17 protein-coding genes are annotated in these 15165 nt (G+C 67.5%); 7 read left to right on the top strand and 10 right to left on the bottom strand.

Annotated elements, in window-relative coordinates; all coding sequences use genetic code 11:
- Positions 1-146 precede the first annotated feature (146 nt).
- The 3 genes from OCT49_RS15350 (at position 147) to OCT49_RS15360 (ending at position 3045) form a co-directional block, all read left to right on the top strand.
- Positions 147-1121 carry a helix-turn-helix domain-containing protein gene (locus OCT49_RS15350; RefSeq protein ID WP_283852444.1) on the top strand — a complete coding sequence of 325 codons (975 nt, stop codon included), beginning with the start codon at positions 147-149 and terminating at the stop codon, positions 1119-1121.
- Positions 1118-1684, top strand: coding sequence for a peptide deformylase (locus tag OCT49_RS15355; RefSeq protein WP_283852445.1), 567 nt, complete (start codon positions 1118-1120; stop codon positions 1682-1684). Before OCT49_RS15350 ends, OCT49_RS15355 begins: the two co-directional genes overlap by 4 nt.
- Before the next feature lie 344 nt (positions 1685-2028).
- On the top strand, positions 2029-3045 hold the full coding sequence (locus OCT49_RS15360) for a hypothetical protein (protein ID WP_283852446.1): 1017 nt from the start codon (positions 2029-2031) through the stop codon (positions 3043-3045).
- Between the two features lie 533 nt (positions 3046-3578).
- Here OCT49_RS15360 and OCT49_RS39830 read toward each other — a convergent pair.
- From OCT49_RS39830 to OCT49_RS40105, 8 genes are all read right to left on the bottom strand, one after another.
- Entirely contained in the window at positions 3579-4289 is a 711-nt protein-coding gene (locus OCT49_RS39830) for a tyrosine-type recombinase/integrase (RefSeq protein ID WP_349632790.1), read from the bottom strand.
- Entirely contained in the window at positions 4234-4671 is a 438-nt protein-coding gene (locus tag OCT49_RS15370) for an NUDIX hydrolase (RefSeq protein ID WP_283852448.1), read from the bottom strand. The genes OCT49_RS39830 and OCT49_RS15370 overlap by 56 nt, the downstream gene beginning before the upstream one ends.
- A gap of 30 nt (positions 4672-4701) precedes the next feature.
- Positions 4702-5493 (bottom strand): SDR family NAD(P)-dependent oxidoreductase, encoded by a 792-nt coding sequence (locus tag OCT49_RS15375; protein WP_283852449.1) that lies wholly within the window; start codon positions 5491-5493, stop codon positions 4702-4704.
- Between the two features lie 96 nt (positions 5494-5589).
- Complete coding sequence (locus OCT49_RS15380) at positions 5590-6087, bottom strand: hypothetical protein (protein ID WP_283852450.1); 498 nt, start codon at positions 6085-6087, stop codon at positions 5590-5592.
- A gap of 2 nt (positions 6088-6089) precedes the next feature.
- Entirely contained in the window at positions 6090-6575 is a 486-nt protein-coding gene (locus tag OCT49_RS15385; protein WP_283852451.1) for a hypothetical protein, read from the bottom strand.
- Complete coding sequence (locus OCT49_RS15390) at positions 6572-6865, bottom strand: hypothetical protein (RefSeq protein WP_283852452.1); 294 nt, start codon at positions 6863-6865, stop codon at positions 6572-6574. Before OCT49_RS15390 ends, OCT49_RS15385 begins: the two co-directional genes overlap by 4 nt.
- Positions 6862-7260, bottom strand: a complete 399-nt coding sequence (locus OCT49_RS15395; RefSeq protein WP_283852453.1) for a nucleotidyltransferase domain-containing protein — start codon at positions 7258-7260, stop codon at positions 6862-6864. Before OCT49_RS15395 ends, OCT49_RS15390 begins: the two co-directional genes overlap by 4 nt.
- 237 nt (positions 7261-7497) lie before the next feature.
- On the bottom strand, positions 7498-8235 hold the full coding sequence (locus OCT49_RS40105) for an SAVMC3_10250 family protein (protein ID WP_502963381.1): 738 nt from the start codon (positions 8233-8235) through the stop codon (positions 7498-7500).
- 173 nt (positions 8236-8408) lie between these two features.
- On the opposite strand from OCT49_RS40105, the gene OCT49_RS15400 reads away from it, so the two are divergent.
- Positions 8409-9788, top strand: coding sequence for a hypothetical protein (locus OCT49_RS15400; protein ID WP_283852454.1), 1380 nt, complete (start codon positions 8409-8411; stop codon positions 9786-9788).
- 24 nt (positions 9789-9812) lie between these two features.
- Here OCT49_RS15400 and OCT49_RS15405 read toward each other — a convergent pair.
- Positions 9813-11065, bottom strand: a protein-coding gene (locus OCT49_RS15405) for an IS3 family transposase (protein WP_283852455.1) whose coding sequence is annotated in 2 segments (ribosomal slippage) — positions 9813-10783 and positions 10783-11065 — 1254 coding nt in all. Because the reading frame shifts where the segments join, the coding sequence is not laid out codon by codon here.
- A gap of 176 nt (positions 11066-11241) precedes the next feature.
- Here OCT49_RS15405 and OCT49_RS15410 point away from each other — a divergent pair.
- On the top strand, positions 11242-11547 hold the full coding sequence (locus OCT49_RS15410) for a hypothetical protein (protein ID WP_283852456.1): 306 nt from the start codon (positions 11242-11244) through the stop codon (positions 11545-11547).
- 45 nt (positions 11548-11592) lie between these two features.
- Entirely contained in the window at positions 11593-12762 is a 1170-nt protein-coding gene (locus tag OCT49_RS15415; RefSeq protein ID WP_283852457.1) for a serine/threonine protein kinase, read from the top strand.
- Positions 12763-12793: 31 nt separating this feature from the next.
- Here the strand turns inward: OCT49_RS15415 and OCT49_RS15420 are convergent, their stop codons facing one another.
- Positions 12794-13549: a glycosyltransferase family 2 protein gene (locus OCT49_RS15420; RefSeq protein ID WP_283852458.1), complete on the bottom strand. Its 756-nt coding sequence runs from the start codon at positions 13547-13549 to the stop codon at positions 12794-12796.
- 81 nt (positions 13550-13630) lie between these two features.
- Between OCT49_RS15420 and OCT49_RS15425 the strand changes: the two genes are divergently transcribed.
- Positions 13631-14917: a hypothetical protein gene (locus OCT49_RS15425; RefSeq protein ID WP_283852459.1), complete on the top strand. Its 1287-nt coding sequence runs from the start codon at positions 13631-13633 to the stop codon at positions 14915-14917.
- Positions 14918-15165: the final 248 nt, after the last annotated feature.

A 15165-nucleotide genomic window follows, 5' to 3' on the forward strand; every position in this document is an offset into this window, starting at 1 on the left:
GTTGCGTCGCCTCCCTCATCCGCCCGGGGGTCGATCCGGGCCGCTGAGGGAAGGAAAACGGCGACGCACGCCGTGACGGGATGATGAACTTGGATCACTCACGGTTCATTCATGCTCACTGACCATGACGCAGGGCAGGTCTTTCGATGGACGCGCACAGCGAAGAGATCACCGTCGAGCAGGCGGCCGAGGACTTCGCGGCCGAGGTAGCCAGATGGCGAGAAGTACGCGGCATGTCCAAGCGGGCATTAGCGCTGGCCATGGGCTTCGACCCGTCGTACGTCAGCCACGTCGAGTCCGGCCGTCACAAGCCCACCGAGGAGTTCGCCCGGCTCGCCGACGAGCACCTGAACGCCGGGAAGGCGATCTGGCGGCGCTGGTGCGACTACGAACAGGCCCGGACGAAGTCCCGGCGTCAGCCCACGGCCCCACCGGCCCAGCGCAGGCCCGAGCAGCCGTACGCCACCGGGTCCGCCCTCGTCGTCGAACACGACGCCGCCCACCTGAAGTACGACGGCCACTCCTACCGGCTCACCATGAGACGGCTGCTGCGGAACACCGGCGACGAACCGGTGACCCGCTACCTGATCCGCATCTCCGTCGACCGCTACCCCGGCGACCCCGAGCAGTCCAACGCCCACTACCGAGTCCACCCGCTGACCTGGGACGAACTCGACCTCACCGCCACCTGCCGCGGCGAGACGATGCGCTGGCAGGCCAAGCACGACCGCGACGCCTTCAAGGAAGTCTGGCTGCTGTTCGACAACGAACACGGCCGCTTCCCGCTCTACCCCGGCGAGTCCGTGTGGATCGAGTACGCCTACACCGTCGGCGACGACAAATGGGGAAACTGGTTCCAGCGGGCGGTCCGTCTGCCCACCGAACAGCTCGAAGTCCAGCTTGCCTTCCCCGCCGCCCTCGACCCCGTCGTGTGGGGCACCGAGACCTCCATGACCGCCGAAGCCTCGCCCCTGCGGACCCCGCCCGTCCGCAGCGACGACGGTGAACTGAGGCAATTCACCTGGATCACGGCCACGCCCGCCCTCCACGCTCGGTACCGTCTTGAGTGGAGGTTCCGGGCACGGCCCGAACACAACACGGAACAAGGGGACTTCAGGTGATTGACGTGCGGCCCAGCCAGCAGATGCGCGACCTCGGAGTCGTCCAGCACGGCGCCGGCATCCTGGCCGAACCGGCCCGCGCCTTCACTCTGCCCGCCGAGCGCGACGAGGCCGAGCGCATCACCGACGAGCTGTTCGCCGCGATGGAACGGATCGGCCAGGTCCACCCCTTCGCCAAGGGCATGGGCATCGCCGCCACGCAGATCGGCATCGGCCGCTCCGCAGCCGTCGTCCAGCCGCCCGGCGACGCACCCGCCGTCATCCTGCTCAACCCGAAGATCACCGACCGCTCCGACGAGCTGGACGAGCAGTACGAGGGCTGCCTGAGCTTCTTCGACGTCCGCGGCCTCGTCCCCCGCCCCCTGAAGATCACCGTCCAGACCACGACCCTGACCGGCGAGACCGTCACCACCGCGTACGAACGCGGCCTCGCCCGCCTCATCCACCACGAGATCGACCACCTTGACGGCCTGCTCTACACCGCACGCATGCGGGCCGGCGTCGAGCCGATCCCCGTCGAGGAGTACCGGCAGACCGGCAGGGCCTGGGCATACGAGCAGTAGCCGTCAACTTCACGCGGGGCCGAGATACGGGCTCGCGCTCTGCCGGCGCCGCGCCCGGCGCTACCGAACTCGCCAAACTGGCGAGCGACTACTGGGTGGAGGATTTCGAGAATTCGCCAGCTGCGGGATCATTGCGGATAGTTCCACATGCCGTCCGCTTGCCACGAAGGCGCTATAATCCGATGAGGCGATCACGCTCGCCGTTACGTCGGACCTGGACTCCTCCCGCAGCCGTCCAGGGTTGAGGGCGCAAAGTGCCGTCGGGCGCGCGTGAACTAGAGCTGTAGTCCTCCTACGGGGCGCAGTGGGCGGGAGCACTGAGGCGCGCCCGCAAGGAGTCGGACATGACGCTCGACAGGGACATCACCGAACTCGCACGCCAAATCCAGGACGAGTCGCGGAACACTGTCCCCTACCAGAGGGCAAGGTTGGCCGCCGCCAAGGAGTTGGGCGGACTGCCCATCCACAGCCTTTCGGCCGAGGACCGAATTGAGCTCCGTGCCCAGTACACCGGCGAGAGCGTGGACGCCGCCGGGTTCGCGATCCGCGGCGGTATTCACGGGCTGGGCCTGGATCACTGCTCGGACGAACAGCGGTCCTTTCGAGCCTTGTTGGCCCTGGCGCTCTTCAACGGCAACGTATACACAGGCCCGACGGCGAGGTGGAACTACGCGGTTGTCGCCTCGTACGACCCGGTGATGTCGCCCCGTCGGGACCGGTTGGTGATGGTGGCGGAGCGCGCCCCGGAGAACGTGGCCACCCGGCTGCTGCCCGCTGCTAGGGGCAGTTCACGCGGTGTTCCTGGCCTGCGGTACGAGGACACCTACATCTGCCATGAACATGTCTCTGTCCTCCTGCGTCATCTGCCGACTGGTGCACGGCTGACGATCACCGGGGACCCGGCTGGCTGCCCCCGCGGCAACAAACGCAGCATCGGGCCCCGGGACCGCTCTCTCACCGTCGACCAAGACCTCATGGCGCACGAGCGTCGTGCACTGGCGGAGGTTCCCCCGATCTCGGGTGATGCCGCCACCCTGTTGGCCGGCCTCGTATCCCGCTACAACCTGGTGGACCGACGGGGGCGCTGGGCGACCAGCTTGTCCTGGGATCCTCTGGAGCGCCCCGGAGTCGAGCGCAGGAGGGAGCCGGCTGTGCTCCGGGATGGTGCCGTGCGCCGACTGTGGGGAGCTGGGGATTCGTGGGAGTTCCACTGGACTGGCTACCCCGAACCCCACGACCTGGCCCGAGCCTTGACCCACCGGGAGGCCGGAATCAAGGGCGCGAGAGTCACCCGCCACGGCGATGCCTTCCGGGTACTGTTGGGCACCGCCTCGCTGGATCTGTGCGAGGGGGAGGGCTGATCCGTGTCGCTTCTCACCGACCATCCGGAGTCCGTATCCGTGCTGGTGGCCACCATCGTCCTCGGAGTCCTCCGCTTCACGTTCCCGAAGGACTCTCGGCATCGCCTGGAACTGTGGAAGGCAGTCCTCGAACACCGACGCCGACGCTGGCAGGTGACAGAGCGCCGCCGTGCGACTGCGCACCGACCGCAAGTCCCTGACCTGACGGAAGCTCCACCATGCGCAAACTCGCTCCCGCAACCCACGCCGGAAGCCGAGCAGGGCGTCCCGGGCTCCCCTCGCTGGGAGAAATCTGGGAGATGATCTTCTCCCAGAGACCCTCGAAGACCACGCGGGGCCACCCCTCACCAAGCCTGTGACCAGCGCGGATATTGACCACCCCTGGTCGTGATCACGGCCGAACCTCATTCGGGACGAAGAGGTCGTGGGTTCAAATCCCGCCACCCCGACACTGGTCAGAGGCCCATTCGCTTGATTGCGAATGGGCCTCTGTCATGCCCGGGGGCGCCAAACAGGGGGCCAAAGGCTTTCGATCAAGCCTTGTCGGTGGTACGGGCGGGCTTGTACTCGAAGATCTCATCCATCGCCTCCGCTCCCTGTGTGATCACGGGGCGGGGCTGCCGGTGACAGACCGCTTCCGTCGTTGCCTGGCTGCTATGCCTCACCGACATGACGATGCGCTTCAGCGGAATGTCATGATCCGGAAGCAGTGACACAAAGCTGTGTCGGAGTTCCCGGGGCGTCCGCTCCGGCTCAAGGCTGGTCCTCTTCACGATGGCCCGGAAATCGCGGCGCACATTGGCCGCGTCCAGAGGCTCCCCACTCTTGGTGGTGAAGACGCGCCTGCCGGACTCCGTTCGATTCCGCGGGTTGCTCGCTCCTGCTTCTGCCGGCGCAGGTGTTCTTCGAGGACTTCCACCACCTGTTTCGGCAGCGCGATCGTCCGCCAGCTCTTCCGGGTCTTGGCGTCCCCGTGCCGTCGGGCGGGCCGCCATACCGCGACGTGGGGCAGAACCTCGTTCTCGGTCGCGAGGTGGACGTGGCCCCAGGTGAGAGGACGCGTTTCCTCCGTGCGGATCCCGGTCAGGAGGGACAGCACGAAGTATGCGTCCAGCCATGAACCGCGGACAGCCACCAGGGCCGGCACGTCTCGGTTCCGGTCCTGGTGGCTTGCTGATGCCCGAGGGCTCAGAGCGATGCCTCGACTCCGAGGTTTCCGGCGCTGAGGGCGCCCCGCAGGACATGGGCGATCTCCTCCGGCTTGAGGTCGATGCCGTCGAGCCCCTCCGCGGTCAGCTGGACCTCCTCCAGCGCGTATTCGCCGCGGCCTTCGGCGCTGAACTCGGGACCGGTGCGGTCGTCGAAGGACCAGGTCGCGATGCGGGCGAGATAGAAGAGCTGGCGCTCGTCGTCGGACTCCATCGTGTGGAGGAGGCGGATGATGTCGGCCTTTCCCGCGATCTCCTCATGGATCTCCCGGTGGAGGGCGGCCTCCCGGGACTCGTCGCCGGGTTCGACGCCACCGCCGGGCAGGACCCAGTACTCGGGGATGCCGGGCCTGGTGCGGCGGATGACCAGCATCGTGTCGTCAGCGGTGACGAGGACGGCACGGACTCGTTCGAGCATTTCGGTTCGTCTCCTTGCTTGTTGATGGTGTCAGTGCAGCAGCCAGCCGCCGTCGACGTGGACGGACTGCCCCGTGATGAACGAGGCGGAGGGGCCCCCGAGGAACGCCACCAGGGCGGCGACGTCCTCGGGCCGGCCACGGCGCGGGACGTACTGGCGCTTGATCTGGTCCTCCGGCCGTGCCCGGTGCCGGGTGGGGAGGGCGTTCTCGGCCTCGACCTGGATGGCTCCGGGCATGACCGTGTTGACGCAGACCCCGTACGGGCCCAGCTCGCGGGCGAGGGAGCGGGTCAGGCCCAGCAGCCCGGCCTTCGCGGTGCTGTACGCGACGAGGTTCGTCCGGCCGACGCGGGCGTTGATGCTGCCGATGTTCACGATCCGGCCCCAGCGGCGTTCGACCATGCCGGGGGTGAGCGCGTGGCAGGTGCGGTAGTGGGCGGTGAGGTTGACGTCGAGGGAGTGGTTCCAGGCGGCTTCGTCGGTGTCCTGCCAGGCCACGCGGGGGTGGGCCCCGGCGTTGTTCACCAGGATGTCGACGGGTCCGATCTCGGCGCGGACGAGGTCGGCCATGGCCTGGACGGAGCCCGGGTCGGTGAGGTCGGCGTTGACCGCGATCCCGGGGCTGCCGGCGCGTTCGAAGGCGGCGAGGAGGGCGTGGGCGTCGGGGTCCTGGCCGAGGTGGTTGACCGCTACGGTCGCTCCGGCGGCGGCGAGCGCCCGTCCGATCCCGGCTCCGATGCCGGTGGCCCCGCCGGTGACGAGGGCGTTGCGGCCCTGGAGCGGCCGGGTCCGGAGAGGGGTCTCAAGCAGGCGCAGGGACATTGCTGCTCCGTTCACCGAGGTGGGAGTGGGTGGCCTACGTGGTGGTGAAGAAGGTGTCGAGCGTCGTGTGGGGGTCCTGGCTCTCGGCGAGCTTGATCAGGACGAGCAGGAGGTCGTGTCCGGTGAGCCGGCAGGGCGGGATGACGCCGAGGATGCGCAGGGCGAGGAAGGCACGGATCTCCTCCAGGCCGCCGCCGTGCTCGCCGCGAGACCGTGCAGGGCGCGAGTGAGGGCCGCGGTGCGGCCGGGGCCGATGTTCCAGGAGTACCGGACGTCGATGTGCCGACTGTCCCGGTGCAGTTCCAGGTGCTCAATGTGCGGGCGGGACAGCGGCAGCAGAGCGAGCCGGAGGGTGCGGGCGTACGCGTAGGGCTGGTAGCGGGGGACGAGCCAGCCGCCCAGGGCCATCAGGTACCAGAGCAGGTTGGCGGCCTCACCCACGACGGTGTTGCGGCCGGCGAACTCGAAGTCGAGCCAGCACAGCGGATCGGCAATGTTGGGTTCCGTGGGATCGCCCTGCGTCAGAGCGGCGAGCCGACGGCGGTCGGGAGCCAGGGTGCGGCGGAGGCTGTCGATGGTGTCGGCGAGGTTCACCGTCAGCGGTCTGCCGTTGGCGGTGAGGGTGAAGCCGGCCAGTTCCCGGAGGGCGAGGGTCGTATCGTGCGGGGCAGGGCGAGCGGCAGGTCACGGCACAGATACCAGCGGTCCAGTCGGCCCCCGGGGCGGATGCGGTCGAGGTAGAGGTCCGGGACGCACTCGGCCAGCGGCACGCTCTTCCCGGTCGCCGCCCGCAGGTCGGCACAGACGCCGTCCACGAGGCGGTCCAAGCGGGGCCGCACGGCCGGGTCGCGAGCGGCGAGGGCGATCACGTCGCCCAGGAGCAGCTCGCACCGGCCGGTGGCGAAGACGTCCTCGTAGGCGAGGAGCTGCCTGTCCGGTAACGCGATCTGTCCGTGGAGGACCGGAACCGCGATGCGGGGAGCAAGCCGCGCCCATCCCTTCACCTCGGCTTCGGCCTGCTCACGGGTCGCCACCGGCTTGTGGAAGACGCCCGCTGTCGTCGAAAACCGTCGGGTACTCACCGTGTCTCCCCGGGGAGGGTGTCCAGCCAAGACTGGAGAACGAGGCGCGCGAGCACTTCGGCAGCGGACTGCTCGGTACGGGCGGTGGTGACCAGGCTCGTGTCCTGCCGTGTGGCGTCGAGGAGGACGGTGAGGGCGTCGCCGTCGGAGGGACACTCGATCCCGCTGAAGCGGAGCTGGATCTTCGCGAGCAGCTCGGTGACCTTGTAGAAGCCGCGGAGGTCGGGGTTTCCCTTGAGGAGCTGGCGGCGGATCTCGATGGCGGCCTGGACGCCGTCGCGCAGGCTCACGGCGAATCGGTGGCCGCGTCCGGAGCGGGTAGGGCCAGACCGGGGGTGGACCACAGGGGGACCAGCGCCCCTCGGCCGATGAGCGCGAGGACGTGGAGGAGTCGGGAGGTGACGGCGCCGGCCCGGCACTCGGCCCGGGTGAGTACGGTCATGCCCAGTTTGATCCCGCCGAGTTCGGTCCCCAGTTCCGCGAGGATCTGGCGCATCTCGTCGAGGGAGGAGGTCTCGGCCACGACCAGGATGTCGAGGTCGCCCCAGCCGTGCTGGTACTTGCCCCGGGCGCCGCTGCCGGTGACGGCCATAAGGTCGATCGGCGGGCGCAGGCCGGTGGTGCGGTCGAGGAACTCGGCCAGGTAGGACTCCAGGTGCACGGGAAGTCCGAGCGCGTTGACCATCGTCCTCGCCGACCTCGGCGGCGTCCGCCTCCGTCAGGGCGACGCCGACGGCGCCCTGACCACCTGGCGCGACTTCCTGGACTGCGCCGACGGCATCCGCTCGGTGAAGGTTCGGGCCGCACTCCAGGACATGCGCGTCCGTCTCCGTCGATACGGCGGCTGCCGGAAGCTCAGGAACTCCGCGAGCAGGCAGCCCGCCTCGCGGGCTGACCCCACGCCGCTCCGAACGACCAGCCCTTACCGGGAGTCGACCATTGCGTACTCGACAACAAGAGGACTTGCCACTACGCAACGAGGGGTGGTCGGAGTGCTCGGAAGGACCCCCGTGACACGTGCGTACCCGCCCATCATCGCGGACATGTCGATGCTGCCGTCCTCACCGTCCAACGCATCCAGCAACTCCTGCACGCCGCGATCATGCAGCCGCACGGCTGTCCGGGACGGAGTCTGCTCCGCGGGCAGAGGATCGCGGTGCCTGGTGAGAGCCTCGACGACCTGCCCGGCTCTGGTGACGAATGCAGTGCCCAGACTGGAACACCAATCCCCCGCTTCCAGCGCAGGGCCGTCCACCGCCACCGGGGTCCAACCTCTCAAATGCCTGACCGACCCGTGCATGAGCAGGCGACAACCTCCGTCAGCCACAGGATCCGTTCCTCTGCCGCCTGCTGGATCCACGAACAGAGCGAGATCCTGATGGGCGCCGCTGAGCGTCACGCATCGAAGTGGCGCTTCGAATTGCACCCACTGGCCAGGACGGAGGCCAGGCGCTGTGTACCAATCCGCCACAAGCTCAACGCACCTGCAGACGTCACGCAGATGGCGCAGCTGCCCTTGCTCCGAATCCGCCACAGGCGCGTCCATGTCGATACCGCCGAACGGCGAGGTCACGCGGAGAGCGCCGGCGCGCGGTACACGACGAGGCTCGGGCACGAACTGCCGCAGCTTGCCCTCCGACAAGTAAACGATCTCACGCAAGGGGCACTCCGTCCGGTTCGCTGGTGACGTGACACGTCATACTGCCACGCACCTCTGACACCGACCGAAACAGCTCAATCTCGGCACAAATCAAGCCACTTGCGGACCAGCTGCTCATTCAGAGCCGACAATGAGCGGCATGAACTGCACGCGGTGGTGATCTCGGGGGCGCCATGGAAGACGAGCTTGAACCGGACTGCGCACTGGACCGACTCGGCGAGCGAATCGAAGAGTTGGACCGAGGGCAAGGCCGTCACGAGGAGAAGCTGGACAACTTCAGAGAAGTCCTACAAGGCGTGGGGGCGGACGTCGCAAGACTCGGCGCCGAGGTCAGTGAGGTACGTCAGGAGGTCGCAGGGCTGGAGAACTCGGTCACCGAAACACGCCAGGCCCTCGACACCTTCATCGAACAGTACGGGCGCGACCGCGAGGTCTCCAGGGCCCAGGCAGAACTGTCCCGCCTTACAACCGAGTGGCACGCGAACTTCGCACAGCGAAAGCAGACCCGTGCTCTGGCCCGCAGCCTGGTGCACACCCTCACCGCTCAGGCCGTCTACAAAAAGGTGGTGAATCCAGCCACGTTGCAGGCATGCTCCGAGGAGCGACTGCTCCTCGAACCAACCTACTGGCTTGCGCCTGCGACCATGGCGGTCGCGGCCAAGTTCCGCAAGGAGGAAAAGCAGGGCAAGAGCGCCCAGGCGCACGCCTGCACCTTGAACGCCGCCAAGTCCCACCTCTTCTTCGCGTTGACGTGTTCTCGGCTCGGAGACGAGAGTGGAGCCGCTGCATGGATGGACCTGTACCTCCAGTCACTCGACCCCGATGAACTGGGCCAGGACTTTCTGGTCGTTCTGGACGCGATCGCCGGCAAGGAACTCGGGGAGGAGGCGCTTGGTTACACCCAGCAGGCCATGACGGGATGGAACCGGGACGGCTCGCCCCCCTCAACAACCGCCACACATGCATCGTCCGGCGTACGCGGTGGCGCCCACCTGGAGTCCCGACTGCTGAACTTGCGCAATCGCCTTGCTCAGAATCGATATGCGGCTCTGCGCAAGACATGTGGCGACCAGTGGGAGGCTCTCCGGAACGCTTGGGAACTGTCGACCGTGCCTGACAAGGTCTTGTCCCACCTCGATGACATGTTCCCGGATGGTTTCGATGGAGCTGCCGGAGCCGACACGGCCGTTGCCAACGGCGGCCACTTGGAAAGCGCCCTCGAACGCCTCATCGACCAGCTCGATCCGGATGAAGCGGATATGCGCGACAAGATGCGACGGCTTGAGCGTGTCATCGAGCACGGCGGCGACCTTGTGGCAGCCGCCAGGGCGAACGAATCGTCCATGGCTCCCGACTCCGCCCCGGTCACGCTCATGACGCTCCTCGACCAGGCTGTTTTCGAGCCGGATGAAATGCCGCTCAGTCAGCCGGCTCGTCGCATGGCCCTGCGGGCCATCTGGCCGGATCTGGAGGAGACTGCACAGCGCCTGGTCACCGCCTCGCGGAACCGTCTTCCCCACCAGATCACGCTGGGCATCGCGGACTGGAAGTGAACCGCCCCGGGTTCGATAGAGATCTCAGATTGTGGTTGTGACCTGGGGTTTCGTGGATTCCATGTAGTGATTGGCCTCGTATTCGGCGGGCGGGACGTGGCCTATCTCACCGTGAAGTCGGCGGTGGTTGTACCAGTCGACGTACTCGGCGGTGGCGAGCTCGACCTGCGAGAGCGTCTTCCAGGGCCTCTGGGGCTTGATCAGCTCGGTCTTGAACAGGCCGATCGTGCTCTCCATCAGGGCATTGTCGTAGGCGTCCCCGACCGATCCGATCGAGGCGGCGATGCCGGCGGCGTCCAGGTGCTCGGCGAGCCGGAAACTCGTGTACTGCGAACCCGCATCGCTGTGATGGATCAACTCTCCCGGCCGAATGGGGTGTTGGTCGCGGTCGCGTTGCCAGATCGCCATCTCCAGGGCGTCCAGCACGAAGACCGTCTCCTTCACGGTGGCCGCGGACCAGCCGACGATCCGGCGGGAGAAGGTGTCCACGACGAAGGCGACATAGACGACACTGGCCCAGGTCTTTACATGCGTGAAGTCCGCGACCCAGCAGCGGTTCGGGGCGCTCGCGACGAAGTCGCGGTCCACCAGGTCCGGGGCCCGCTCGGCCTGGCCGCCGGGAAGCGTGGTGATCACACGTCTGCCGCGGACCGCGCCGGCGATGCCGAGCTCGCGCATCAGGCGTTCGACGGTGCAGCGGGCCACGACGTGGCCCTGCCGGTTCAGCTCCCTCCAGATCTTCCTCGCCCCGTAGACACGGTAGTTGGAGTCGTGGACGTGCTGGATCAGTTCCTTCAGCTCGCCGTCCCGCACGGTCCTGGCGGACGGCACGGTCCGGCGCTTGTGGTGGGCGTAGTAGGTGGAGGGGGCGATCTTGCAGTCGTGTGCGCTCAGCACACGGCAGATCGGCTCGACGCCGCCGAAGCGGTCCCGGTGCTCGTCGATGAACGCTACGAGCGTGTGTGTGGCCGGTCGAGCTCGGCCGCGAAGAAAGACGCCGCGGCCTTCAGGATCCCGTTGGCCCGCTTCAGCTCGGCGACTTCCTTCTTCAGAGCCTTGACCTGGGCGGACTCCTCCGTCGTGGTCCCCGGACGGGTCCCCGCGTCGATCTCGTGCTGCTTCACCCAGTTCCGCAGCGTCTCGCGGGAGCCGATGTCCAGCTTCTCGACCACCGCCTGCAAGGCCGCGGTCTCGGTCGGGTGGTCGCCGCGGACCTCGGCGACCATGCGCACCGCACGTCGGCGCAGCTCAAGCGGGTAACGGGAAGGTCGTGCCATGACTCGATCCTTTCATGAAATCGAGTCTCCACTTCACCCGGGGCGGTTCAAAGTGCTCCGTCCCCACGGACCCCCGGCAGACTGTGCAGCCGCGTCGGCTTGTCAAGGAGCTCGCAGCCCACGTCGAGCGACGGACTCAGGTCCAGTCGGACGCTGTCGTGCGCAGGTGGCCACGCGTGATGGCCGCCTCGGCAATCGGTGTCTTCACCCTGGCGCTGGTGGTGCCTTTCGTCGAAGGCCCGGCCCGGTGGTTCTTTGCGATGCTCACGATCGCCCTGTTCGCTGGGGCGATTTGGGAGTTCGGGAGCGTTCCGTTCCGTAAGAGACTCGTACGTGATCACGGGGATCGATTGCGACATGAGGCCGTCACGACAATGGACAAGGCACTCCGCGAGTACGAATGCCTTCTCGAGGACTGGCGCGATGCGGCGGAGCAACTGGACCTCCTCACTCGATGGGGAGAGAGCCACGAGCGAGCGTGACTGCCGGAGGCGGAAATCCGGCAAGAAATCAGAAAAAGGAATCGGATGGATACCTCCAAACTGATCGGCGGCCGCTTCAGAGTGAAGGACCGCCCGGTCAGTGGGGCCATGGGGGACGTCTGGCCGGCCGAGGACACGAGGCTCGGCCGTACCGTGGCCCTGAAGTTCCTCGCACGAAAACGCCTCCGCCATCAGGGAGCTCCCACCGAGTTCACCGATTGGACGGTGAAAAAGTTTGAGCGGGAGAGCGTGGCCATGGCCCGGGTCAGCCATGCCCACGTCGCGCAGATCTACGACACGGGCGAACATGAGGGTGAGCTCTACATCGTCATGGAGTACATCCAGGGCAAATCTCTCGCCGGCCATCTGAGGGAAGGCCCCGCCCTCCCTCTTGAGCGAACCGTGCGATGGACCCAGGAGATCTGCGAGGGCCTGGACGCCGCGCACTCACGCGAAGTGATCCACCACGACATCAAGCCCGACAACATCATGATCACGCATGAGGGCAAAGTGAAGATCGTGGACTTCGGACTCGCGTCCTTCGCCGATGCCACCCAGTCCCACACGGGGGTCGGCACCGCGCTGTACAAGGCACCTGAGAGGTGGTGCGGCAGCGCAGGCAGCGTGAGCAGTGACCTGTACTCCGTGGGCTGCGTCCTGTATGAGATGCTGACGCGGCGCCCGCCCTTCGGCAGTCCTCAGGACGACTCCATGACTGTGGGCAGAATGCACCAGGACACCTTGCCGGCTCCCCCCAGCGCTCACCGTCCAGGCGTGCCCGATCAAATCGACCACATCGTCCGAATTCTTCTGGCCAAGGATCCGGGAGAGCGTCCGCAAAGCGCCGAAGCGGTAGCCCGGGCGATGAGTGACATCCAACATTCCCTGGGCTCCGAGGATTTATCCACTGCATTGGGGCGGACAGACCTATCTGACGCCACGGAAAGTAATGCGGGTCACTCGGATCGCATTCGGGAACTGGATCAGCGTATCTTCGAATTGGAACTCCGATTCGGCCCGTATGGTCAGGCAGTGATCGAAACGCGCATGGAGCATGCCGAACTCACCGGTCAGTCGGGCGACACACGAGGAGCCGCGGCCCTGTACAACCGTCTCGGTCGTGACTGTCAGGAGTACTTCGGACCGTATGACACCCGAGTGCTCAATGCCTTCGAAGGTGTGGCTCGCTGGATCGCAAGATCGGGTGCAAAGTAGCCGGCTCGTATCTGCGGGCGAATCCGGGAGATCAGGACCGGCTCCACGGCGGGAGAGAGCTCAACAACGCCGCTCGATCCCGGATGAGCGCAATCTGCTCCCCTCCCCCGGCGAATTTCGAGGTCTGCTTCGACCTCTGAGCGGCGTGCCGACGGTAGCGGAGGGTGGGGGCGTCGACCAGGATCCCTTCCGCGACTGCCGAGGCGGCCATGAGGAGCCCGGTGTCCTCCATCCCCTGGAGGGCGGACCATCCGCCGAGGCCGAGGAGCAGGGGGCGCTTCCACATCACTCCCGCCGGGTGGACGGGGAGGCGGTATTCGGTGGAAGTCGTCTTCCAGGTGGGCAGGAGCGCGCCTCGGGGCAGCACTCCGGGGCCGACCGGCAAGGAGTGATCGACCAGCATGCCGTCGGCCATCAGGTCGCGGGCATGGCCCACGGCGTAGCCGGCGTCCGGGTGGGTGCTCAGCGCGGTGGCGAGGACGGCCAGGGCATCGGGTTCGAGTTCGTCGTCCGCGTCGACGTTCTGGACGAGGGGTGCTGCGGTGCGTCCCAGGGCGATGTTGCGGGTGACGGCCGGCCCTTCGGAGGTGCCGTGGGAGGCGACGACCACTCTCGGGTCCTCCGTGGCGGCGCAGTTGTCCAGGACAGCCCGTACCTCGTCCGGTGGACCGTCGATCTGGACGAGCCAGCGCCACTGGGTGTGGCTCTGGTCGAGCAGCGAGCGCCATGCGGCCGGAAGGAAGGCCGCATAGGAGGCGTGCACCGCCGTCACCACGTCTACCTGCATGATCCGATCATATGGTCCACCCGTTCGGCCGTGCCGTGGTAGGCACGTTCAGGGCACTGTCGAGCAGCAGGGGGGAGACGGATGGACTCGGGGTCGTACCTGACGCGTCTGAACGAGGTGAGGGCCTCGGATTCGCGGGAGCTGGACCGGGTGTGCGAGGAGGTCGCGCTCGCCCTGCACCGGGACGGAACGGAGCCGCCCTTCGACGTGGCCTCCGCCGACTTCGCCACCGATCCGTACCTGATCTGTGCCGACCGCTACTGGCGGCTGCGGTTCCTGGAGCACCCGGGCATCCGGACCGCAGCCGCGTGTTCCCGGTGGATCGGCGCGCACGTGTCCCGCGAGGCACGTACCGAAGTGCTGGAGAAGTGGTCGCTGGGGTACGCCTTCATCACCAAGGACAGCATCGAGTCGGCCTTCGAACTCTCCCAGGGGATCGAGGAGATCGTTTCCGGCGACACCTCGGCCGGGGACGTCGCCTACTTCGCCACCCTCTACCACGCGGGCAAACTCCGGGCGAACTTCGCCTCCGACGAGCTCCACCAGTTCCTCGACGCCTCGCTGCTCGCGCTCGCCGCCGGCGCGCACCGGCAGTCGGCCCTCTTCACGGCGCTGCGCGCCTTCGCCGCGTTCGGGAGCCCGGCCATCACCGCCCAGTACGCGATCGGCCTGCTCGACCAGGCGTGGAACTCCCCCGACCGCACCCGCCACGTCATCGACATCTGCCTCAACGGCATCCAGTTCGCCACCTCCTTCGACGGAGATGGCGCGCTGCTGCGCGACCGCGCCTCCGAGGCCGTACGGGACCACCCCGGCGACCACATGTTCCACTTCAGGCTCGCGACCGGCCAGCACATGACCCGCGACCACGACGCCGCGCTCAAGAGCATCGACACCGCCCTCCGCCTGCTGCCGGCCATCGGAGGCCGGGGCAGTCACAAGCTGATCCAGGAGCAGTACCTCACCAAGCGGGAGGTGATCCTGGAGGGCCGGTACCGCGCCGAACTCGACGCGGAGCACCGCCGGAGGCTCGCCGACCAGGAAGCCCGCCACCAGGAACGATGGGCGCGCGCGGAGGAAGAGATGAGGCGCCGCGACGAGCAGTTGGGCCGGGCGCTCAAGGAGAGCGAGGAATCGGCACGGGCCAACCACGTACGTTCGGTCGAACTCGTCGCCCTCTTCGCCTCCGTCATCGCCTTCGCCGTCGGCTCCCTGCAGGTGACGCTGACCGGTGACTTCTCCCTCCGCGACCGGCTTCTGCTCATCGGCGCGTGGGGTGTCGCCCATGCGCTGTTCGCCCTGCTCGTCATCGGTGGCACCTGGGTCATCGCCCGACCCCGCCGTCGGGACGGCCGGCGCCGGATGTGACGGACCCACCATCGGGTTGGGCGCTTCGGCTTCAGTACTTCGGCTGTCCGGGCCCCGTCCGGCAAGTAGCCTTCCGGGGGAAGAAGGTGGTGAAACGGTTGCCAAGCACCCATGGGCATGCTAGAAGGCTGGCCGGGAGCCGGGAGCCGGGAGCCGGGAGCCGGGAGCCGGGAGCCGGGAGCCGGGAGCCGGGAGCCGGGAGCCGGGAGCCGGGAGCCGGGAGCCGGGAGCCGGGAGCCGGGAGCCGG

The sequence above is a fragment of the Streptomyces sp. ML-6 genome (assembly GCF_030116705.1).
In the GTDB taxonomy this organism is placed as follows: Bacteria; Actinomycetota; Actinomycetes; order Streptomycetales; family Streptomycetaceae; genus Streptomyces.